Annotated in this window: 16 protein-coding genes; 3 read left to right on the top strand and 13 right to left on the bottom strand. The window is 62.4% G+C overall.

Annotated features, from left to right (window positions below; genetic code table 11):
- Positions 1-19: 19 nt before the first annotated feature.
- A complete protein-coding gene (locus BO74_RS11315; protein WP_496442412.1) occupies positions 20-448 on the bottom strand; it encodes a gamma-butyrobetaine hydroxylase family protein in 429 nt (142 codons plus the stop codon).
- A gap of 152 nt (positions 449-600) precedes the next feature.
- Between BO74_RS11315 and phoB the strand changes: the two genes are divergently transcribed.
- From phoB to BO74_RS11300, 3 genes are all read left to right on the top strand, one after another.
- A complete protein-coding gene (phoB, locus tag BO74_RS11310) occupies positions 601-1,293 on the top strand; it encodes a phosphate regulon transcriptional regulator PhoB (protein ID WP_496442410.1) in 693 nt (230 codons plus the stop codon).
- A 25-nt stretch (positions 1,294-1,318) separates the two neighbouring features.
- Positions 1,319-2,620: a phosphate regulon sensor histidine kinase PhoR gene (phoR, locus tag BO74_RS11305; RefSeq protein ID WP_496442409.1), complete on the top strand. Its 1,302-nt coding sequence runs from the start codon at positions 1,319-1,321 to the stop codon at positions 2,618-2,620.
- Positions 2,621-2,757: 137 nt separating this feature from the next.
- Positions 2,758-4,335, top strand: a complete 1,578-nt coding sequence (locus BO74_RS11300; protein ID WP_496442407.1) for a hydroxymethylglutaryl-CoA lyase-like TIM-barrel protein — start codon at positions 2,758-2,760, stop codon at positions 4,333-4,335.
- 73 nt (positions 4,336-4,408) lie between these two features.
- Here the strand turns inward: BO74_RS11300 and BO74_RS11295 are convergent, their stop codons facing one another.
- The 12 genes from BO74_RS11295 to BO74_RS11240 all read right to left on the bottom strand — a co-directional run.
- Positions 4,409-6,013 (bottom strand): cyclic-di-GMP receptor FimW-related protein, encoded by a 1,605-nt coding sequence (locus BO74_RS11295; RefSeq protein WP_496442406.1) that lies wholly within the window; start codon positions 6,011-6,013, stop codon positions 4,409-4,411.
- A 104-nt stretch (positions 6,014-6,117) separates the two neighbouring features.
- Positions 6,118-9,981 carry a DUF3683 domain-containing protein gene (locus tag BO74_RS11290; RefSeq protein ID WP_496442404.1) on the bottom strand — a complete coding sequence of 1,288 codons (3,864 nt, stop codon included), beginning with the start codon at positions 9,979-9,981 and terminating at the stop codon, positions 6,118-6,120.
- 35 nt (positions 9,982-10,016) lie between these two features.
- The gene (gene pgaD, locus BO74_RS11285; protein ID WP_496442402.1) at positions 10,017-10,619 is read right to left on the bottom strand and encodes a poly-beta-1,6-N-acetyl-D-glucosamine biosynthesis protein PgaD; all 603 of its coding nucleotides are present in this window, start codon (positions 10,617-10,619) and stop codon (positions 10,017-10,019) included.
- Between the two features lie 17 nt (positions 10,620-10,636).
- Positions 10,637-11,890 carry a poly-beta-1,6-N-acetyl-D-glucosamine synthase gene (gene pgaC, locus BO74_RS11280; protein WP_496442401.1) on the bottom strand — a complete coding sequence of 418 codons (1,254 nt, stop codon included), beginning with the start codon at positions 11,888-11,890 and terminating at the stop codon, positions 10,637-10,639.
- Between the two features lie 23 nt (positions 11,891-11,913).
- Positions 11,914-13,818 (bottom strand): poly-beta-1,6-N-acetyl-D-glucosamine N-deacetylase PgaB, encoded by a 1,905-nt coding sequence (pgaB, locus tag BO74_RS11275; RefSeq protein WP_496442399.1) that lies wholly within the window; start codon positions 13,816-13,818, stop codon positions 11,914-11,916.
- Between the two features lie 2 nt (positions 13,819-13,820).
- Positions 13,821-16,247 carry a tetratricopeptide repeat protein gene (locus BO74_RS11270; protein ID WP_496442397.1) on the bottom strand — a complete coding sequence of 809 codons (2,427 nt, stop codon included), beginning with the start codon at positions 16,245-16,247 and terminating at the stop codon, positions 13,821-13,823.
- 371 nt (positions 16,248-16,618) lie between these two features.
- Positions 16,619-17,323: an ABC transporter ATP-binding protein gene (locus BO74_RS11265; protein WP_496442395.1), complete on the bottom strand. Its 705-nt coding sequence runs from the start codon at positions 17,321-17,323 to the stop codon at positions 16,619-16,621.
- The gene (locus BO74_RS11260; protein WP_496442393.1) at positions 17,316-18,086 is read right to left on the bottom strand and encodes an ABC transporter ATP-binding protein; all 771 of its coding nucleotides are present in this window, start codon (positions 18,084-18,086) and stop codon (positions 17,316-17,318) included. The genes BO74_RS11265 and BO74_RS11260 overlap by 8 nt, the downstream gene beginning before the upstream one ends.
- On the bottom strand, positions 18,083-19,132 hold the full coding sequence (locus tag BO74_RS11255; protein WP_496442468.1) for an ABC transporter permease subunit: 1,050 nt from the start codon (positions 19,130-19,132) through the stop codon (positions 18,083-18,085). The genes BO74_RS11260 and BO74_RS11255 overlap by 4 nt, the downstream gene beginning before the upstream one ends.
- A gap of 44 nt (positions 19,133-19,176) precedes the next feature.
- A complete protein-coding gene (locus BO74_RS11250) occupies positions 19,177-20,094 on the bottom strand; it encodes a branched-chain amino acid ABC transporter permease (RefSeq protein WP_496442391.1) in 918 nt (305 codons plus the stop codon).
- Between the two features lie 83 nt (positions 20,095-20,177).
- The gene (locus BO74_RS11245) at positions 20,178-21,443 is read right to left on the bottom strand and encodes a branched-chain amino acid ABC transporter substrate-binding protein (RefSeq protein ID WP_496442389.1); all 1,266 of its coding nucleotides are present in this window, start codon (positions 21,441-21,443) and stop codon (positions 20,178-20,180) included.
- A 137-nt stretch (positions 21,444-21,580) separates the two neighbouring features.
- Positions 21,581-21,905: transposase (locus BO74_RS11240; RefSeq protein ID WP_496442387.1), on the bottom strand; the 325-nt coding region annotated here is incomplete at its 5' end.

Raw genomic sequence — 21,905 nt, 5'->3', positions numbered from 1 at the left:
GAGGGCAGGAGCCGGAAATTCAACGCTTGAGCCCGCAACTCGGTGCGGGCGCGGGAGGCAGTTCGGGGCACTCGGCGGGATCGCGGCTGGCGCCGGCTTCCTTGAGCCTGTCGAGATAGGCTTGCCACAGTTCGTCGCGATGGCTGCCCAGGCCATGGAGGATGTCCCAGGAGTAAAGGCCGCTTTCGTGACCGTCGGAGAATACGGGGCGGATTGCGTAGTTGCCGACCGGTTCGATGCGCACGATGTCGACATCACGCTTGCCGATCTGCAGCTTCTCTTCGCCGATGCCGTGACCGCGCACCTCGGCGGAGGGCGAGAAGACACGCAGGAATTCGTAGCTGAGTTCGAATCTGTCGCCGTTGTCGAACGAGATTTCGAGAACGCGGGATTGCTGGTGCAGCTTGATTTCGGTCGGTGTCGGTGTTTCGGGGCGCAGTCCAGCCATGGTCGGATTCGCGAAAGAAGGGAGGCGCTATCATAGCGCAAAGTCGTAACCCCTTCTTTTGCGGCCGCCTTGCCGGATCGGTCTTTTGTCATCAAACTGTAATCCGTCCTTAATAAACTGGGAGCGTCGAAATTTCCGAAGGACCGATTGCAATGCCCGCCACGATCCTGGTCGTCGAAGACGAGCCCGCCATACAGGAGCTGATTTCCGCAGCGCTCCAGCATGCCGGCCATCGCGTGATGCGCGCCTATTCGGCGGAAGAAGCCGTGCCGCTGGTCAATGGCACCTTGCCGGATGTCGTCCTGCTCGACTGGATGCTGCCCGGAACGAGCGGCATCGAGTTTGCCCGTCGTTTGCGCAGCGACGAGCGGACGCGGGATCTGCCGGTCATCATGCTGACGGCGCGCGGCGAGGAGCAGGACAAGGTGGCCGGCCTGGACGCCGGGGCCGACGATTACCTCACCAAGCCGTTTTCGCCACGCGAACTGGTCGCGCGGATCAAGGCCGTGTTGCGGCGGCGGGCGCCCCAGATGACGGAAGATTGTGTCGAGGTCGAGGGCTTGCGTATCGATCCGGTGACGCACCGGGTGACCGGTAACGGCCAACCGCTCGATCTGGGGCCGACCGAATTTCGCCTGTTGCATTTCTTCATGACCCATCAGGAGCGGGTCTTCAATCGCACCATGCTGCTCGATCAGGTCTGGGGCGACCATGTTTTCGTCGAGGAGCGGACTGTAGACGTGCATATCCGCCGCTTGCGCGCCGTCCTCGAAACGACCGGCCACGAGCGCCTGATCCAGACCGTGCGCGGCAGCGGCTACCGCTTCTCCGCGGTGCCGGGCTGAACGAGCGAGCGGGATTCACCGGTTGATGAAAACCATCTGGATACGCACCCTCTGGCTGCTGGTCGGGGTATTTTTCCTGTTCTTCGTGCCGGCCGCGTTGCTGTACGGGCCGACGGTCGGGGTGCTGGCGTCGTGTGTCGGAATTCTGCTCCTGCTGGCCTGGCACCTCTATCATCTCGGCCTGTTGCTGGACTGGCAGGGAGGTCCGCTGGACAGGCCGCTGCCCGAGGGGCGTGGTGTGTGGGACGCGGTGTTTGCCGGCCTGCATCGCCGGGTGCGGATTCGCCTCGGGCAGCAACAGTCGCTGGCCGAAACCCTCGACCGCTTCATGCGTGCCTTCCAGGCCTTGCCGGACGGAGTGATCGCCTTCGACCGGCATCAGCACATCGAATGGATCAACGAGCGTGCCGCCGTGCATTTCGCGCTTTCTACCGCGAGTGACCGCGGCCAAGCGCTGACCAACCTGATTCGCCAGCCGGATTTCGTCGCCTATCTCGAAAACCGGCGCTTCGACGAGCCGCTGATCTACCGCGGCGGACGTGTCGCGGGGCTGGTGTTGATGCTCCAGGTCATCCCTTACGGCGAGGATCACAGCCTGCTGGTTTCACGTGACATCACCCAGATCGAGCGCATGGAAAACATGCGCCGTGATTTCATCGCCAACGTGTCGCACGAACTGCGGACGCCGCTGACCGTCGTGGCCGGTTTCTCCGAGATGCTTTCGGACAACTACGAGGATTACGGCGCGGCGGAGATCAAGCACTACCTGTCGCTGATCTGCGAGCAGAACGGGCGCATGCAGCGCCTGATCCAGGATCTGCTCACCCTCTCGTCGCTCGAATCCGGCGCGCCGCGGGGCAACGAGGAGCAGGTCGAGGTCGAACCGATGCTGCGCAGCATCCTGTCCGAAGCGCAGGCATTGTCGGGCGGGAAGCATGAAATCTCGCTGGAGGTCGAAGCGCTGTCGGTGATCGCGGGCTGTGCGAACGAATTGCGCAGCGCCTTCGGCAATCTGGTTGGCAATGCCGTTCGTTACACGCCGGCCGGCGGGAGCGTCGACCTGCGCTGGCGCGTCGTTGACGGCGTCGGCGTATTCTCGGTGACCGATTCCGGTATCGGGATTGCCGCGCAGCATCTGCCGCGGCTGACCGAGCGATTCTATCGTGTCGATAGGAGCCGCTCGCGCGAAACCGGGGGAACCGGACTCGGGTTGGCGATTGTCAAACACGTGCTGACGCGGCACCAGGCGATCCTGGAGATCGAAAGCGAGCCTGGAAAAGGCAGTTGTTTTTCGGCACGCTTTCCGAAGCACCGACTCGGGGTCTGACCGGACGCCGCTGGCAGGGGCGGTTGTATTGACTGACACGAGAGGGGCGAGGATACTTCGCGGTTTGACCGGAACGAGGGGCGTGCCATCCTCTCCAGCGGTTGCCGTGGTACTTTCCCCTAATTCGGAGCCTTATCATGAGCAAGAAGATACTTTTCCAGGACACCAGTTTCCGTGATGGCTTCCAGTCCATCTTCGGCGCGCGGGCCCTGACCAAGGATTTCATCCCCGCCGTGGAAGCCGCGGTGGCGGCGGGCATCACCCACTTCGAAGCCGGTGGCGGGGCACGTTTCCAGTCACCGTTCCTCTATTGCGGCGAATCCGCCTTCGACATGATGGACGCCTTCCGCAAGGCCGTCGGCCCGGATGTCCGCCTGCAGACCCTCGCCCGGGGGATCAACGTCGTCGCGCTTGAACAGCAGCCGGCCGACATGATCGACCTGCACGCCAAAATGTTCAAGAAGCACGGCATGACGCGCATCCGCAACTTCGATGCGCTCAACGACGTCAACAACCTCATCTACTCCGGCAAGTGCATCGCCAACGCCGGTCTCGAACACGAAGTCGTCGTCACCATGATGGAACTCCCCCGTGGCTGCTCCGGCGCGCACGACCCCGAGTTCTACATCAAGACCCTGCGCGACATCCTCGACTCCGGCGTGCCCTTCTCCAGCGTCTGTTTCAAGGACGCCTCGGGAACGTCGAACCCGCGCAAGGTGCACGAGACCATAAAGCAGGCGCGCCAGCTGCTCGGCGACAAGGTCGAACTGCGCATGCACACCCATGACACCTGCGGCACCGGCGTCGCCCAGTACATCGCTGCCATCGAAGCCGGCTGTGACGGCGTCTGCGTCGGCCGCGCCCCCTTGAGCGGCGGCACCGCCCAGCCCGACCTGTTCTCGCTGTGGCATGCCCTCAAGGGCACCCAGTACACCCTCGACATCGACGTCGACAAGGTCATGGAAGCCAACGAAATCGCCAAGGAATGCCTCAGCGAGTACGAATTCCCGCCGGAAGCCCTCGGCATCGACACCGAAGTCATCTTCAGCCCGATGCCGGGCGGCGCGCTCACCGCCAACACCCTGATGATGCGCGAAAACAAGACCTTCCATAAGTACCCGGAAGTCATCAAGGCCATGGCCGAATGCGTCGCCCGCGGCGGCTTCGGCACCTCGGTGACCCCGGTGTCGCAGTTCTACTTCCAGCAAGCCTACGCCAACGTGATGCTCGGCCCGTGGAAGAAGATCACCGAAGGCTACGGCAACATGGTCCTCGGCTACTTCGGCAAGACTCCGGTCGCCCCGGACCCCGAAATCGTCAAGATCGCTGCCGAGCAGATGAAGAAGCCGGTGTTCACCGGCGACGCCATCAAGGGCCTCGAACCGGGCATTCCGAAAGCGAAGAAAGTGCTGGAAGAAAACGGCCTGCCGGTGACCGACGAAAACATCTTCATCATCGGCGCGCTGGCGACCAAGGGCGGCAACAAGGGCCTGGACTTCCTCAAGGGCAACTTCAAGGTCTCCGTGCCGAAGAAGAAGCCGGCGCCAGCCGCGGCTCCAGCGGCTCCGGCCGCCGCACCGGCCGCCGCACCTGCGCCGGCCGCGCCCGTTGCCGCAGCGCCAGCTACCGTGGTGTCGGCAGCCCCCGGCAGCGTCGTTGCCTACAACCTCAGCCTTGAGGGCAAGACCTACCGCTTGCAGGTCCAGACGCTCTGAAGGTGCGCGGGCGAAGCCCGCGCTGAAGCGACAAAGGGGGGCAGCGTTCCGGCGCTGCCCCCCTTGTGTATTTTTAGCCGGGCTCGAAACTGACGCGTTCGAAGTCCGGGCCGACGTCAAGGATGTGCTTCAGGCGGACGCGCCAGGCGCCGTCGGTGAAAATCTCGATCGTCCGTCCCGGCCGGAACGAACCGGGCACCAGCACCAGCGATTGCTCCGTCCCGGCGGAGGCGATGGCCGACAGCAGGAAGGCGCGTTGATACAACTCGGGCAGCTTGCCGAGCGGTTCGATCGGTCGGGCACAAATGGCCGCGGGCAGGCCCGGAAGTACCTTGATGCCGGCAATCAGCCCTCCCTTCGTTTCCTGCATCAGCCAGGTGGCCTGGGCCAGGAGAAAATGCGCGCTGTCCTGAGGGCAGAGCGCCAGCAACTGTCCATGCAGCATCTTGCGCCCGCAACTGCTGCGCACCAGGCGAAAGCCGTTGGCCGACTGGTTGACCACTTCCCAGCTATCGATGCTGTAGTTTGCGGTTGCCTTTTCCTGCTGGATTTGCAGGGCCTGTTGCGTATTTTCCTGGAAGCGGAAGGCGAACAGGCTTTCGAAATCACTGCGCGAATAAATGCGGAGGTTTTCCGGTTGGCGGAATTCCTGTCCGGAAATGAAATAGTGCATTTCCTCGAAGCCGGTACACAGGCGCGTCAGTCCGGAGGCGGCGTGGCGGCGGTAGCGCCGAGCGGCGCGTGCCTGCGACCACTGGCGGCCCAGATGGTCGAGCAGGCGGGAGCACTGTTGCGGCGTGCAATCGTCACCGAGCGCCAGTTGCGCGGGCGGAATGCGTTGGCGCAATTGCTGGCGGAGATGATTGATCTGCATGGCCAGACGGCTGCTGTCGATGCGCCGGATCTGGTCGGTGTGCAGGCATTCCGCGGAGGGGCGCAGGGCGACGTCCTGCACCAGGTCGATCACGTACGGCGGCAGCGGCTCGCCGGGAATGGCCGGCAGCAGGCTGACCAGCGGCGCCCAGGCGGCGGCCCAGCGGCGCACTACGGTCTGGTCGCGCAGCGAAAGGCTGTAACTGCCGGCCATGTCGAACAGCACGCAGGCAAGATAGCCCGCCGTGCAATGCGTGTTGCCGCTGTGTGATCCGTCGACATTGGGCACCGGCAGCGTGGCGACGTGCAAGTCCTCGGCGGTACCGTAATAGCCGTGCAGGTCGATCCATAGTCCCCATGGCGCTTCCCGGCGCGCACGGTGATGCTCGATGATGGCTGCCCCGGTGAAATGGATGCAGCGGTGCAGCAAGGTGGCAAAGCGCTCGCTGCGGGAGTCGTCCGGGTCGGGCGGATTCCGTTCGGCGCAGTGGGCGTAGGCCCGGGCGGTCTTGAGCTGGAGTTGGACGGTCTGGCGAAAAACCGCATCCTCGATTTCGCCGAATGGAATCGGCTTGTTCAGGTACCGTTTGGCCAGTTCGTCGGCAACGAAGATGACCGGCAGTCGCAGATGTTCGAGGAGCTGGAAATAGTTTTGTACGTTCGGCGGGGTGGCGAGCAGGCTGTCGAGAATGACGTTGAGCTCGTGCCACGCCAGTTGCGGATTGGCCAGCGGAATGCGCGCGATGATCTCGCTGCCGGCGGCGAAATCGGGGATGGTGAGTGTGGTCGGAGCGACGGAGGCCATGGTTCTTCTTTGCTCGTTTCGTGGATATGGAATGTCCGAGTGTCAGCCTATGACGTAAGCTGTTGGCGCCCAAGGAAAAAAGTCACATAGCATCGCCCGCTTCGTTAGAGCAGTACCCGCTCGATGCCTCCCGTGTTGGCCTTCTGCACGTACTCCGCCAGCCAGTTTTCCCCGAGCAGGCGTCGTGCCATCTCGACGACGATGTAGTCGGCCTGGGTGCCGGCATCGTCGTTGTAGCGCGACAGTCCTTGCAGGCAGGACGGGCAGGAGGTGAGCAGCTTGAGTTCGCCGTCGAATCCGTCGGCGCGCAGCGCGGCGGCGCCGTTCTCGATCTCCTCCTGCTTGCGGAAACGCACCTGCGTCGAAACGTCCGGGCGGGCCATCGCCAGCGTGCCGGCTTCGCCGCAGCAGCGGTCGGAAAGATCGACGCGCTGACCCATCAGGGCGTTGGCGACCTTGATGCCGGGCTGCGTCTTCATCGGCGTGTGGCAAGGATCGTGGTACAGGTAGCGGGTGCCCTCGACACCGTCGAGCTTCACGCCCTTCTCCAGCAGGTATTCGTGGATGTCGAGCAGGCGGCAGCCGGGGAAGATCTTCTCGAACTGGTACTTCTGCAGCTGATCCATGCAGGTGCCGCAGGAGACGACCACCGTGTTGATGTCGAGGTAGTTCAGCGTGTTGGCGACGCGGTGGAAGAGCACCCGGTTGTCGGTGGTGATCTGTTGCCCGAGATCGGATTCGCCGGCGGCGATCTGCGGGTAGCCGCAGCACAGGTAGCCGGGCGGCAGCACGGTCTGCGCGCCGATCTCGTAGAGCATCGCCTGCGTCGCCAGCCCGACCTGCGAGAACAGGCGCTCCGAGCCGCAACCCGGGAAGTAGAAGACGGCGTCGCCATCGTAGTCCGGCGCGGCGACCTTCTGCGGGTCGCGGATCACCGGCACGATCGTTTCGTCCTCGATGTTGAGCAGGGCGCGCGAGGTGCGCTTGGGCAGTCCCCCCGGCATCGGCTTGTTGACGAAGTGGATGACCTGCGCGCGCAACGCCGGCTGGCCGAGGCTGGCGGGCGGCTGGCGGGTCTGCCGCTGGACGAGGCCCAGCGCTTTCGCCAGGCGGTGCGCCAGACGCTGCCCCGGGTAGGCCAGCTTGGTCATCAGTTGCCGGATCAGCCGGATGGTGCCGGCGTCCTTCATGGTCAGGAAGGCCATCGCCAAGGCCTTGCCGGGAACGAACTTCTTCTTGCCCTGCTCGCGCAGGAAGTTGCGCATGGCGATCGACACGTCGCCGAAATCGATGTCGACCGGGCACGGCTTGAAGCACTTGTGGCAGACGGTGCAGTGGTCGGCGACGTCGTTGAACTCGTCGAAGTGCTTCAGCGAGACGCCGCGCCGGGTCTGTTCCTCGTAGAGGAAAGCCTCGATCAGCAGCGAGGTACCGAGGATCTTGTTGCGCGGCGAGTAGAGCAGGTTGGCGCGCGGTACGTGCGTCGAGCAGACCGGCTTGCACTTGCCGCAGCGCAGGCAGTCCTTGACCAGCGTCGAGATGCGTCCGATTTCAGATTGTTCGAGGATCAGCGACTCGGCGCCGAGCAGCGAGAACGACGGGGTGTACGCGCCGCGCAAATCGCTGCCGGCCATCAGCTTGCCCTGGTTGAAATGGCCGTTCGGATCGATGCGTTGCTTGTACTCGCGGAACGGGCGGATTTCCTCCTCGGTGAGGAATTCCAGCTTGGTGATGCCGATGCCGTGCTCGCCGGAAATGACGCCGTCGAGCGAACGTGCCAGGTGCATGATGCGTTCGACGGCGCGGTTGCCGGTCTGCAGCATGGCGTAGTCGTCCGAGTTGACCGGGATGTTGGTGTGCACGTTGCCGTCGCCGGCGTGCATGTGCAGGGCGACGAAGACGCGGCTGCGCAGCGTCTGCTTGTGGATCGCGTCGATGCGTTCGAGAACGGGTTGAAAGACCTTGCCGTCGAAGATCGTTTCCAGTTGCGGGCGCAGTTCGTTTTTCCACGACACGCGCACGGAATAATCCTGCAGGCGGTGGAACAGCGTCGGTGCTGGCGCCTTGTTGGTCAGCTTGCCGCCCTGCACGCCGTACTCGGCAAACTGCACCTCGGCAGCGGCCAGCGGCAGGTCGAGGTGGTCGAGCAGCCATTGCCAGCGGGCGCGCACGGCGACGACCGCGTCGAGCGCGGCCTGCCGGCAATCACCGATCAGCACCTCAGCGTCGATCGTCGCGTCGGTGCTGCGCAGCGGCAGGTCGCCCTGGAGGAAGGCCGTCAGGTTGTCGCACAAGGCCAGCTTGTTCTGGATCGACAGCTCGATGTTGATGCGCTCGACCCCGTCGCAGTAGTCACCCATGCGCGGCAGCGGGATGACCACGTCCTCGTTGAGCTTGAAGGCGTTGGTGTGCTTGGAGATGGCCGCCGTGCGCGAGCGGTCGAGCCAGTATTTCTTGCGTGTGTCGGCGTCGACGGCGATGAAGCCCTCGGCCGAGCGCAGGTTGCTCAGGCGCACCACCTCCGAGGCGGCGCCCATCACGGCCTTTTCGTCGTGGCCGACGATATCGCCGATCAGGACCATCTTCGGCCGCCCGTGGCGCTTGGCCTTGGCGGTGTAGCCGATGGCCTTCACGTAGCGTTCGTCGAGGTGTTCGAGGCCGGCGAGTTGCACGCCCGCCGCGTGGCCGGCGCCGCCGGGCTTGAAGTAGTCGGTGATCTCGACGATCGCCGGCACCGCCTCGCGAACCTGGCCGAAGAATTCGAGACAGACCGTGCGCGTGTGCGGCGGCATCTTGTGCAGCACCCAGCGCGCAGCGACGATCAGACCGTCGGTGCCTTCCTTCTGCACGCCGGGCAGGCCGGCGAGGAACTTGTCGGTGACGTCCTTGCCGAGGCCCGTCTTGCGGAAGGTGGCGCCGGGGATTTCGAGCAGCTCGGGCGCGCCTCGCAGCGTCACGCCATCCTTTTCGAAGCGGCGGATCTCGAAGCGGGCGACCTCTTGCTCGTGGATCTTGCCGAAGTTGTGGCCGAGGCGGGTGATCTCCATCGGCAGGCCGTCGACGTCGACCATCTTCCACCACGCCAGGTTGTCGAGGGCGGTGCCCCACAGCACGGCCTTCTTGCCGCCAGCGTTCATCGCGATGTTGCCGCCGACGCACGAGGCGCTGGCCGAGGTGGGATCGACGGCGAAGACGAGGCTGGCCGCTGTCGCCGTATCGGCCACCCGGTCGGTGACCACGCCGGCACCGGTGCGCAGCGTGGCGTACGGACGGTCGCAGCCGGGCAGGGTAAGTTCTTCCACCGGGCCGATGTCGATCAGCTTCTCGGTGTTGATGACGACGGACCTGGGCGTCAGCGGCACGGCGCTGCCGGTGTAGCCGGTGCCGCCGCCGCGCGGGATGATGGTCAGCCCGAGCTCGATGCACTCGCGCACCAACGGCGCGATTTCGTCCTCGCTGTCCGGGTAGAGCACGACGAACGGGTACTCGACGCGCCAGTCAGTGGCGTCGGTGACGTGCGTGACCCGCGCCAGTCCGTCAAAGGCAATGTTGTCCTTGCGCGTGTGCCGCGACAGCGTTTTCAGCACGCGCTGGCGCAGTGTGGCGGTGTCGTCGAAGTGGCGGGCGAAGGCGTCGACCGCCGCGTGTGCCGCGGTGCACAGATCGAAGACCTTCTCGTTGCCCAGACGCCGCTTGTCGACTTCGCGCAGGCGGTGGCGCAAGGCCTCGATCAGCGCAGCGCGGCGCTGGCGGTTGGCCAGCAGGTCGTCTTCGAGGTACGGATTGCGTTGCACGACCCAGATGTCGCCGAGCACCTCGTAGAGCATCCGCGCCGAACGGCCGGTGACGCGCTGGCTGCGCAGTTCGTCGAGGATTGCCCAGTTTTCCGCGCCGAGCAGGCGGATGACGATTTCGCGGTCGGAAAAGGACGTGTAGTTGTACGGGATTTCCCGCAGGCGAGCGGTCATGGCGGTGCAGGGGCGTGTTTCAAAAGCTGATTCTATCAGCCGGGGAAAACTGCTGCAGCTGCCCGCTTTTGCTCGCTCTGAAGCTCAATGCGCCCTGAATGGTTTGGCGGCGAGGTCAAAGACCCAGCGGTCGGGGAAACCACGTGCGACGATTCGGCGCAAGCCTCGGAAAATCCGAGCAATATGCCGTCATCGTCATGCCAGCAAACCAGGTTTTTCGCTTTTCGCCCGTTTTCCAGCGCGGCAGGAGAGATCCGTGTCCATCTGGCGTCGGCATCCGCGGAGCTCAGTGGTCGCGCTTTCCGTCTCTCCCGCCCACGAAACCGAAGGTAGTTGGTTAGTGCCCAGGCGAGCAGTAGAGCGCAGAGTGCTATGCCGAAAGGCATGACGTGATAAGTAAAATCAACGAGCCCGTTCAAACCGGCCAGCTCGATCCACTGATGCTCGGCAATCTCACCTCCCCAATACCAAAGAAAAAGAGTCAGGAGCGGGCGCCAGAGATACAGCCAGACCGACCAGCCGATTCCTGTCGCCAGAAGCATGGCATTACGCGCGGTCTTGGGCTGTCCTTCCGGGCGGCGAAAGATCAGTGGGTGTCCATCCGCGCAGCGGACACGGATATGGGGAGGTAATGACATTTCTTGATCGGTCTCGTTTAGCGCAAACCCCGGTCCGGACTCGTCCAGAGCCCGCGCTGTTCCTTTTTGCGAAGCAGCGCCTTGGGGAACGCGACCACGGCGGTGAACATATTGATCATCCAGTAGGCAAACGGATACCAGATTACGTAGAAGTAGTTTTGCCACAGGCGATGATCGTAGCGGGTGTCGAGCAGCATGGCGACGCAGGTTTGCAGCATAGCCGTGACGGCTATAAGCAATCCTGTCCAGCCTGGGAGCAAGGTTCTTACCTTGAGTTCGTTCGGCAAATCGATAACGAGTCCGAGCAGGAACATGGCGATGGTCCAGACCATCAAGTACGACCACGCCAGACTGAGAGCGTATTCAATATACACCGGCCACATGCGCCGCTTGGTCCACTGTTTCCAGATGCCGCGAAACTTGAGGATGGCTTGCGCGCCTCCGGTAGCCCAACGCAAGCGTTGCTTCCAGAGCCCGCGCAGGGTTTCCGGCATCAGAATCCAGCACGTCGCCGCAGGCTCGAAACGTACGTCCCAATGCGCGAGCTGAAGTTTCCAGCTAATGTCGATGTCTTCTGTCAGAGTTTCGCGTGACCAAAAACCGACATCTGTCAGCGCTACCTTGCGGAACATGACACACACGCCGGAAACGCTGAACAGTCGACCGTAGGTACGCTGGGCGCGTTTGATGATGCCAACGATTGACGAGAATTCGCCGACCTGGATGCGTCCGAGAAGCGTCGATCGGGTGCGAAGACGGGGATTTCCTGTTACGGCTCCGACACGAGGGCTTCCAATGAAGTGGCGGATCATCCAGCGTGCGGCACGTTGGTCCAGCAGCGCATCGCCGTCGATGCCAAGAATGTATTCGGCATCCGTCATCAGCGCTGCAACAGTCAAACTCACCGCCTTGCCCTGATTCGTCTGCTGGTGAATGACGCGCAATCGGGGATGCTCGGCACAAAGGCGATCGAGAATCTCTGCCGTTCTGTCACGGCTGCCGTCATTGACCGCAATGACCTCCATGTTCGGATAATCGTGGGCCAGCATGTTAAGTATCGTTTCCTCGGCATGATCCTGTTCGTTGAAGCAGGGAACGACCAAGGCGATTTTCGGAAAGCTCTCGAGTCGAGGCGGGTGCGCGGGATCGGAAGCACGCTTCTCATAGCGGAACCAATAGGCGATGCTCCCCGTGATCCAGACCCATGACATGAAAAGGGGGTAGAGGAAGCAGAAATTGAAAATGAAGGCCGACGAACCTTCAAGCAGCAAGGCCCGTATTTCTGTCGATAGCGTCATTGGGCGTACCCCCGGATCGACAGTTCCTTCCTGATCGTTGTGATTTCCGGATGGTTGGCGAAAGGATCGTCCGGGTAGTAGCCGAAATGCCTAATGCCCGCGATGCGCAACCGGCGCATCCAGCTGGCGATCTCCTCGGAGGGTACGGGCTCGTCGGGCGCCCAGCGTTTGGCCTGCAACTCGAAAATCACTTTCTGCTCGGCCCCCTTCTCGCTGCGTATTACCTGAATCAGGCGATCCAGCCAGGCGTTCGCATCGGTGGCCTTTTCCATATACGGCATTGCCATGACGGCGACCCAGTCGAAACGGCGGAGGGCATCGGGAAGTGATTGCGAAAACCACGTCTGCGCTTGTGGATTCAAGATGGGTTCCGCGTAATAATTGCGCGCCAACATGACAGGCTTGCGGAAATTCTCGACACGTCGACGCAGCTCTTCGGCGAACCACGAGAGATGCTCCGTCTTGGCATCGATCCACCGTTGCATCATTTCAGGATTCGCTCGGATGGTCGTCACGTCGCCGGGAAGACCCAAGCGCGTGGCGTAATAGTCACGCGCGAAAACGCTGTCGTCTTCCTGGTCGGAAAGAACTGCGTCATCGTGGATGAGAATCCCGTCGAAGTAAGCGTGGCGCCCGAGATCCTCGTAGATCTCCGCGACGTATTCACGCACCTCGGCTGAAAAGGGACTCAGTCGGGAATAACCAACACCCGCGCTGCCGTCAGCGGCGACGACCTTGTGGCTGTGCAAAGGATGACCCGATGGAGGTACGAAGGCGGTCAGCGGCAACCAGGCGAAAACTCGAGATCCGGTTCGCGAGGCGACTTGCCAGCTGACCCGGTTGAACAGATCAGCCTTGACCGGCAGATGGCGATTGGAAAAATAGAGCCGACTGGCGACACCCGCGGCATTGTCATCCGCAAAAGCCTGAAGAAAGACGGCGGTTACTCCTGCCGCCTTGACCCGATCGAGCAGCAGGCCCAGATTTTTCTCCTGTTGCCGTGGGTCCGGATCGTAGATGTAATCGAGATCCACGTGCATGACACGCATCGCGCGTTTGCTCTGCGTGCCGAGCGTTTGAGCCAGGTCGGCAGCCGGCATGTCTTTCTGAATGTAGTAGCGGCGGATATCGGAAAGTCCGTTCGCCAGGAGGTTATCGCCATCGTCCAGATTCATCGTAATGAACATGCCGAGCTCTCCTGCAATGCGCTGGGCCTCGCCGTTGTATCGCCCGTAGGGCCAAACCATGACCCGAGGGCGCTTGCCGGTCAGTGCCTCGATGAAGTCGCTGTTTCGCGAAAGGTCCTGACGAATCCTTGACTCGTAGACCAAGTCACTTTCGTAAGATGAACTCGTGGAACTGTACGCACGGGTTGTTGCCGCCGGCATTTCATTTCCTTGGGGATTGCCCGGGATTCCGCGATGCAGGTCGTAGGAGTGGGAGGCGATTTCGACCAGGCCGCTGGCAGCAATTTCCTTTAGCTGCTCGAGGGTCAGGAATCGCTGCCGATCCACTTGGCGGGTGCCATACATCACTTTCTCCCGCTGCTCCAACCAGGAACCGACCACAGCCAACGTGGCTGGGTATTGGTAAGCCTTGAGCAGAGGAAATACCAGCTTGTAGAAACTGGCGTAACCGTCGTCGAAAGTCAGCAGCACGGCCTTCGTTGGCAATTTGCTGACACCATTGCGCGCGTCGACCAGTTCCTGCACGGAAATCACGTTGTAGCCATTGGCTTTCAACCACTCGAAGTGATCAGCAAGGCGACGTACGTTGATGTCGTCGGGTGCGGCGAGCTTTTCTTCAATGGAAACGACGTCGTGGTAGCTGATGACCTGAAAGGTCTCCGCCTGCACGAATAAGGTTGCGAACAAGAGGATGAATTGCAGGACTGCGCGCAACATCAGAAATACCCCTCGAAGCCGATCGTTCCGGTGTAGTAGGAGGCGTTTTCCCCGTCAAAGGGATAGCGGGTGCGAGCAATCGACCAGCGCAGGCGAAACGCATCGGTAAGAGCGATGTCCTGCCCGTAGCCGATGTTGCTCATCGGGTGAGCGGAAAAACCCGCCTGCCAGACCTCGCCTCCCGTTATCCATACCCTGTGCCACAGGGAGGATTTCCTGGTCGTCATGTCGTGCCAGGAGCGAAATTCAAAAGCGACAGTACCGGAGATTTCCGTTTGACGCTCCGGCGAAAAATACGCTGCTTCCGGGTTGCTATTGCGCTGACCGCCGATTCGGATGGCGGCCGAGAGACGGCGATCAAAATCAGCGTAAAGACCTTTGTTCAGGAAAAGATAGGCTTCCGATCGCCGGTTATCATCAAAATCGGTGAGACGATAACCCCCTCCGAGATCGAGATTCTCGTCTTGGCGCCAACGCAAGCTCCAATCCACCCTGTCGGCCGTGATGCCGTTTTCCACCGCCCGCGCCTGCCGGAAAAATGTGTTCCTCTCGATCGCAAGGTTTGTCGTCCAGAGGTCGGACAGCGAGTGACTTGTTTCAAGCCTGCCGTAACCGTTACTGCCGGCTTCAACTTCCGCTGTCCAGTCGACAGCCATGTATCGCAAGCCCGCGCTCGCATTGCTGGCGGTTACGCTGGCAACGGGATTGCTCCACAGGTCACGGTAGCGTCCGAAAGCTCGCCAATGATCATCGCCAAACGGTTTGCTGTAAGCCTTCAGGTCGAATTCACGCGTCCGGTTTCCTGCAACAGAGTCTTGATCGTTGCCAAAGGTGGCATCGCCAACAACGTAATGGCTGTCGCGCAATTCCAGACGGCGCCGTGATTCGCGGACGCTGCGCCGAGCCAACCCGTCGTCGTCCTGCTGACCGACAATCTGGCGCAACAAGGTGGCATCACCTTGGTCGAGGTGAGCATTTGCCAGACCAAGACGAGACTCGAGGCGCCCGGACTGTTCGCCCAGGACAATCCGGAACTGTTCTTCGGCCCTGCGCGGTTGCCCTCGCCATGCAGCCAGAATTCCAATGGCCTCGGTTGTGTCTAGCGAAGCCGGGGCATCGGCTTGCAACGAATCCAGGCGCAATTGCGCCTCGGCGTAGCGATTGCGATAAGCGGCGAGCATGGCTTGCGTAAGACGCGCTGACGTATAGTCGGCCGCCTTCGCCGGAATTCCGTGATCCGTCCGGGCCAACATGGCGACCAGCTCCCGGCATGCTTTCTCGGCCTCGTCGAAACGCTCAAGGTCGGCCAGCGCATAGATCCATCCTGACCAGCTCTCATAGGAATCTGGCGTTTCTTCCACCAGCTGGTGAAACATTCTTTCGGCCTCTGCGTAACGACCTGTCGAGGAATGGCAAGATGCTGCTGCCCGACGAATTTCAGACGGGATCTCGTGGCTGTCAGCGACCAGACGCTCATACTCCTGGATGGCCTCGGAACAGTATTGGCGGAGTTGATAGGCAAGGACCAGATTGCCGCGGATGTTGCCAATCATCTCGTGTGAAGCGGCGCGTGTAATTGCCTCATCGCGCGCGGCGCGGAGGATGGCGATGGCGTGGTCCGCATTCCGGAAACGCAGCGAAGGCACGTCTGGATCGCCCGCGGACCAACGGATACGTTGAACACCCTGATCTTTCAGCAGGCGGAGATATTCGTCGCTCGCCAGACGAATATCCTTCCCTTCCAGGCTGCTCTTCGCGAGTTGCGGAGAGCCGAGGTCGGCCAGAATCATGCCGATCGCCTTCGGTGCGTCCCGGTTGTCTGGGAAAAGTCTTTGAATTTCCTGATAGGCGAGGAGTGCCTCGCCCAATAGCCCGGAGTGGCGCAGAACGTAGGCCCGCAGGTCCAGTATCCCCATGTGCCCGGGATAACGATCGAGCAATTCGGCGGACAGCATGAGCGCTCGGGGGTAATGTCCAAGTCGCAGATATAGATGAACCAGGCCCATTCCGCTTTCGGCTGCGGCACCGAACCGATCGTCCAGAAGACCATACAGCCGTTCGGCGCGAGGCATGTCGGCAAGCGCGACGGCCGAACGAAAAAGCGCCTCCAGAGCATAGTGCGGCGCCTCTTTTTCGGTACGGGTATCAACACTGCCTAACGCGGCCGTATGCTCACCACTGCTGCTGGCAACTGCCGCATAGTCGAACTGATAGCGGAGTGTATCCGGGAACCTATTCTTGAGTTCTGCAAGTATGAGCAGCGCCTCTTTCCCTCGCCCCTGTTCATTCAGAGACAGGGCCCGGCGGTAGTCGTCCTCACCGGAAACAGCCGATGCTGTCTGGCAAATCAATAACAAGATCCAGGAAATCAAGTGCTTCTTCAACAACACCTCACGAGTCAATTTCACATCAAGCTGCTTGTTCATCGGGAAACGATCCGTCACCGAGACGTAGAAGGAGGTGCGAGAGAGCTCTCGCTCTCTTGGCGCATCATGTGGCGGTCTCTTGAGAGGGATCAGGCGGCTTCGTGCGTCGGCAATATGGAAAGCAAGATCGCCTGCAGATCACAACGCCGCGGATTGTTCTTCTTTTTCACGATTTCGCCTGTTAAATAGTTCACACAAGCCATCGTTGTTCCCGCCCGGGGTGTTCCCTTTGTCTTCGGGTCTGAGCTTGAAGGACGGAGGTGCATTGATGGGCGGCCGCGTTTATATCACGATGCGCGGAGAACCACCATTGCCGGAGCGCTTTGTGGTGCTGCAAGGTTCCGCTGTAACCGTCAGGAGGTCGGGGGTGTTCACTCCCCGAGATACGCCTCGCGCACCTTCGGATTAGCCAGCAGCTTGTCGGCATCGTCGGTGAGGGTGATCTCGCCGCTCTCCATGACGTAGCCGCGCTGGCTGACTTCGAGCTCCAGCTTGGCGTTCTGCTCGACGAGCAGGACCGTCATGCCTTCCTTCGCCACGCTGCAGACGACCTCGAAGATCTTCTGCACCATCAGCGGGGCAAGGCCCATCGACGGTTCATCGAGCAGCAGCAGCTTCGGCCGGCTCATCAGCGCCCGGCCAATCGCCAGCATCTGCTGTTCACCTCCTGACAGCGTGCCGGCCAATTGCTGGGCGCGTTCCTCCAGGCGGGGGAACAGCGAGAAGACGTGCTCGATGTCGTGGGCGATTCCTTGCGTGTCGTTGCGGCAGTAGGCGCCCATCAGCAGGTTTTCGACGATGCTCATGCGCGGAAAGACGCCGCGACCCTCAGGCACCAGGGCGATGCCTTCGGCGATGAGCTGGTGCGGCGCGAGCTTGGCGACTTCCTTGCCGCAGTAGCGGACACTGCCGCCGGCAGCATCGAGCAGGCGCGAGAGCGCCTTGAGCGTGCTGGTCTTGCCCGCGCCGTTGGCGCCGATCAGCGCGACCATCTCGCCCTGGTTGACGTGGAAGGAAATGCCGCGCACGGCCTGGATGCCGCCGTAGGCGACGCGGAGTCCGGTAACCTCAAGCAACGCTGCCTCCCAGATATGCTTCGATGACTTTCGGGTTTTTCTGCACCACCGCCGGGACGTCCTCGCAGATCTTCACGCCGTAGTCGAGCACGGCGACACGGTCGCACAGGCCCATGACCAGTTTGACGTCGTGCTCGATGAGCAGGACGGTGATGCCGTCGTTGCGGATGCCTTCGATCAGCACGCGCAACTCGGCTGTTTCGCTGCCGTTCATGCCGGCGGCGGGTTCGTCGAGCGCCAGCAGTTTCGGTTCGGTGGCCAGTCCGCGGGCGATTTCCAGCCGGCGCTGGTCGCCGTAGGAGAGGTGCCTGGCGAGGTCGTTGGCCCGGTCGGCAACGCCGACGTAATGCAGCAGTTCCTCGGCGCGGCGGTGGATGTCGGCTTCTTCGCGCCGCGTCTTGGGATCGCGCAGCACCGCACCGACGACGCCGGCTTGCGTGCGCACGTGCCGCCCGACCATCACGTTTTCCAGCGCCGTCATGTTGCCGAACAGGCGGATGTTCTGGAAGGTGCGGGCGATGCCGCTCTGCGCGGCGAGGTGCGGCGCGCTGGCGCGCAGCTTGTAGCCCTCGAACAGCAGTTCGCCGCCGTTAGGATGGTAGAGGCCGGTCAGTACGTTGAAGAAGGTCGTCTTGCCGGCGCCGTTCGGGCCGATCAGGCCGTAGATTTCGCCTTTGCGGATGGTCAGCGAGACATCGGTGAGCGCCTTGACCCCGCCGAAATGCTTGGAGATCGCGTTGGCGATCAGCAGCGTCGGTTTCATGCGCTCTCCTTGTCCGTGCCGGAGGAGAACTCGCGGCGACGGATCGTCGAGGGCCACAATCCGGCCGGGCGGTAGAGCATCACCAGCACCAGTGCCAGGCCGAAGAGCAGCATGCGCAGGGCTTCCGGGTCGAGCAGGATCTTGCCGAACAGCGCTTGCTGGAGCGGCCCCGCGCTGTGGCGGAAGAACTCGGGCAGGACGGTGAGCATGACCCCGCCGAGGATGACGCCGGGGATGTGGCCCATGCCGCCGAGCACGACCATGCACAGGATCATGATCGATTCCATCAAGTTGAACGACTCGGGACTGACGAAACCCTGGAAGCCGGCGAACAGGCCGCCGGCGACGCCGCCGAAGCTGGCGCCCATGGTGAAGGCCAGCAGCTTGATGTTGCGGGTGTTGATGCCGCAGGCCTTGGCGGCGATCTCGTCCTCGCGGATGGCTACCCAGGCGCGGCCGATGCGCGAGTCCTGCAGGCGGATCGAAACGAAGATGATCAGCAGCGCCAGCGCCAGGAACAGATAGTAATAGGCGTGCAGTGACGGCACCGTGATGCCCAGTACGTCCAGCGGCGTGGCCAGGGTGACCCCGCCGAGATGGATCGGGTCGATGCTGGAGATGCCTTGCGGCCCGTTGGTGATGTTCACCGGCGCGTTGAGGTTGTTCATGAAGATGCGCACGATCTCGCCGAAGCCGAGCGTGACGATGGCCAGGTAGTCGCCGCGCAGGCGCAGTGTCGGCGCGCCGAGCAGGGCACCGGCGATGCCGGCCAGCACGGCGCCGCAGGGGATGATGATCCACACCGGCAAATGCAGCCCGAAGTGCGGGCTGGCCAGCAGGGCGTAGAGATAGGCGCCGACCGCGTAGAAGGCGATGTAGCCCATGTCCAGCAGGCCGGCGAAGCCGACGACGATGTTCAGGCCAAGCGCGAGCATGATGTAGAGCAGGGCGAAATCGACGATGCGCAGCCAGGAGTTGCCGAGCGTGCTGCCGACGAGGAACGGGAAGACGGCGAGCACGAGGCCGATCCCGACCGTGGCGACCATCGCCGCACGCTTGTCCTGGCGCAGGGAGTCGAAGGTGAGTGTCATCATGCCCGCTCCGCCACGCGTTCGCCGATCAGGCCGGACGGCCGGAAGATCAGCACGCCGATGAGTACGAAGAAGGCGAAGATGTCCTGGTAATGGCTACCGAGGAAGCCGCCGGTCAGGTCGCCGATGTAGCCCGCGCCGAGCGATTCGATGATGCCGAGCAGGATGCCGCCGAGCATCGCCCCGGCGAGGTTGCCGATGCCGCCAAGCACGGCGGCGGTAAAGGCCTTGAGGCCGAGCATGAAGCCCATGTAATAGTGCGCGATCGAGTAGTTGGCGGTGACCATCAGCCCGGCGACGGCAGCCAGCGCCGAGCCGATGACGAAGGTCGCCGAGATGATCTGGTTGATGTTGACGCCCATCAGCTGGGCGATCGCCGGATTCTGCGAGGTGGCGCGCATCGCCCGGCCGAGGCGCGTGCGCTGGATCAGCAGCGTCAGGCCGGCCATCATCGCCGCGGCGATGAGGACGATGAACACCTGCAGGCTGGTGATCGTGGCGCCGAATATCTCATGTGCGGACGTCGGGATGACCGGCGGGAAGGCGTGGTAGTTGCGGCCCCAGATGAGCATGGCGAGGTGCTGGAGGATGATCGAGATGCCGATGGCGGTGATCAGCGGCGCGAGCTTTGGCGCGCGGCGCAGCGGCCGGTAGGCGATGCGCTCGATGGTGAATCCGATGGCCATGCAGACGCACGCGGCGGCGGCCAGCGCTAGCGGCAGGAGGATGACGACGGGCAGGCCCGAAAAAGCCTTGACGAAAAACAGCGCGACCATCGCGCCGATCATCACCACCTCGCCGTGGGCGAAGTTGATCAGCCCCAGGATGCCGTAGACCATCGTGTAGCCGAGCGCGACGAGCGCGTAGATGCTGCCGAGTACGAGGCCGTTGATGATTTGCTGGACGAAAATATCCATCGCTTTGGACTATCCAAAACAGAAATGACGAAACTCGGGAGGACGGCCCCGTTCAGGGACCGTCCCGGGGGAGCGAACTGGCGTTACGATTTCTTCTCGCCGTCAGCCTGCGGGGCTTCCGCCGCGACCGGCGCTGCCGGTGCGCCGCCGCCGACCGTCTCGCGGTATTCCCACTTGCCGCCCTTCACCTGGTACAGGGAGATCGCGCCACCCTTCAGGTCGCCTTTCTCGTCGAACTGGATCTTGGCGGTCACGCCCTGGAAGTCGGTCTTGCCGATTTCCGGCAGGTACTTCGCCGCGTCCACCGAACCGGCGCGTTTCATGGCGTCGACCATGACCATCACTGCGTCATAAACGTACGGCGCGTAGAGCTGGATCTGGCCGTACTTGGCCGAGAAGGCGTCGCCGAACGCCTTGCCGCCGGGCATCTGGTCGAGCGGCACACCGGGCAGCGAGCAGTACTGGCCTTCGCTGGCCTCGCCGGCGAGCTTGATGAATTCCGGCGTGCAACCGCCGTCGCCGGTCAGGAATGCCGCCTTGAGCCCGAGCGATTTCATCTGCTTGGCCATCGGTCCGGCCTGTGCGTCCATGCCGCCGTAGAAAATCACGTCGGCCTTCGTCGACTTGATCTTGGTCAGGATGGCGGCGAAGTCGGTGGCTTTGTCGTTGGTGAACTCGCGGGTCGCGATCGTGGCGCCGGCATCCTTCGCGCCTTTCTCGAATTCATCAGCGAGACCCTGGCCGTAGGCGGTGCGGTCATCGATGATTGCCACGCGCTTGCCAGCCAGTTGTTTGGCGGCGTACTCGCCGAGCACCTTGCCCTGCTGCACGTCGTTGGCCATCACGCGGAAGGCGGTGGCGAAGCCCTGCTGCGTGTATTTCGGGTTGGTCGCCGAGCCCGAAACCTGCGGGATGCCCGCGTCGAAATAGATCTTCGAGGCCGGGATGGTCGTGCCGGAATTCAGGTGCCCGACGACGCCGTTGACCTTGGCGTCGACCAGTTTCTGGGCAACGATTGTGCCCTGCTTCGGATCAGCCTGGTCGTCCTCGGGCACGAGTTCGAGCGTGATTTTGGCGCCGCCGATTTCCAGCCCCTTGGCGTTCAGTTCGTCGATGGCCATGCGCGCGGCGTTCTCGTTGTCCTTGCCGAGGTGCGCCTGTGGTCCTGTCAGCGGAGCGACGTGGCCGATCTTGACGGTGATCGCTGTTGCCGCAGGAGCAGCCGGTGCCGCGGCGGTCGGGGCAGGCGCCGGCGCGGCGGCCTTGGGTTCTTCCTTCTGGCCGCAGCCAAAGAGGGCAAGCGCGGCAGACAGCGCCAGGGACATACGGGAAACGCGCAGGGTATTCATTTCAATCTTCCTCCGGAGCGGTAGCGGAAAAATAGTCACGGGGCAATTCGGTGGCCTGGGTCGTTGCCGGTGGCCGCAGAACACGATCGGCGGGGCAAGGCCTGCTGGGTTCTTATTGATCAGGCCCGAATAAGTTTTTACGCGGCATAGCGAACCTGTTTGTCCTGAAAGAAGGCCTTGATGCGTTCAGGCGAACGCTCAAGTTCGGTCATGTGCTGGGTCGCGGCGGAGCGGAGTTTGGCTTTGGTACGGGCTGGGACTTTTGACCCCATCGCCTGTTTGAGATCGGCATTCAATCGTTCCTCGGGGTTTAATTCCGGGCTGTAGCTCGGCAGGTAAAACAGTTCGATCTGCTCGGCGTGTTCGGTCACCCATTTTTTCACCGGCTTGCTGTGATGGACACGCAAGTTGTCGAGGATCAGGAAGACCTTCTTCTTGCCGGCGTCTTTGATCAGGGCGCCG

It is taken from the genome of Propionivibrio pelophilus DSM 12018, assembly GCF_059569095.1.
Note: the sequence above shows the minus strand (reverse complement) of the source record. Positions and strands in the feature narration are given on the sequence as shown.

Bases quoted from the DNA above. Each gene is read 5' to 3' on its own strand.
- BO74_RS11315 (WP_496442412.1), bottom strand. From the start codon at position 448: ATGGCTGGACTGCGCCCCGAAACACCGACACCGACCGAAATCAAGCTG.
- phoB (WP_496442410.1), top strand. From the start codon at position 601: ATGCCCGCCACGATCCTGGTCGTCGAAGACGAGCCCGCCATACAGGAG.
- phoR (WP_496442409.1), top strand. From the start codon at position 1,319: ATGAAAACCATCTGGATACGCACCCTCTGGCTGCTGGTCGGGGTATTT.
- BO74_RS11300 (WP_496442407.1), top strand. From the start codon at position 2,758: ATGAGCAAGAAGATACTTTTCCAGGACACCAGTTTCCGTGATGGCTTC.
- BO74_RS11295 (WP_496442406.1), bottom strand. From the start codon at position 6,013: ATGGCCTCCGTCGCTCCGACCACACTCACCATCCCCGATTTCGCCGCC.
- BO74_RS11290 (WP_496442404.1), bottom strand. From the start codon at position 9,981: ATGACCGCTCGCCTGCGGGAAATCCCGTACAACTACACGTCCTTTTCC.
- pgaD (WP_496442402.1), bottom strand. From the start codon at position 10,619: ATGTCATTACCTCCCCATATCCGTGTCCGCTGCGCGGATGGACACCCA.
- BO74_RS11270 (WP_496442397.1), bottom strand. From the start codon at position 16,247: ATGAACAAGCAGCTTGATGTGAAATTGACTCGTGAGGTGTTGTTGAAG.
- BO74_RS11260 (WP_496442393.1), bottom strand. From the start codon at position 18,086: ATGAAACCGACGCTGCTGATCGCCAACGCGATCTCCAAGCATTTCGGC.
- BO74_RS11255 (WP_496442468.1), bottom strand. From the start codon at position 19,132: ATGGTCGCCACGGTCGGGATCGGCCTCGTGCTCGCCGTCTTCCCGTTC.
- BO74_RS11250 (WP_496442391.1), bottom strand. From the start codon at position 20,094: ATGGATATTTTCGTCCAGCAAATCATCAACGGCCTCGTACTCGGCAGC.
- BO74_RS11245 (WP_496442389.1), bottom strand. From the start codon at position 21,443: ATGAATACCCTGCGCGTTTCCCGTATGTCCCTGGCGCTGTCTGCCGCG.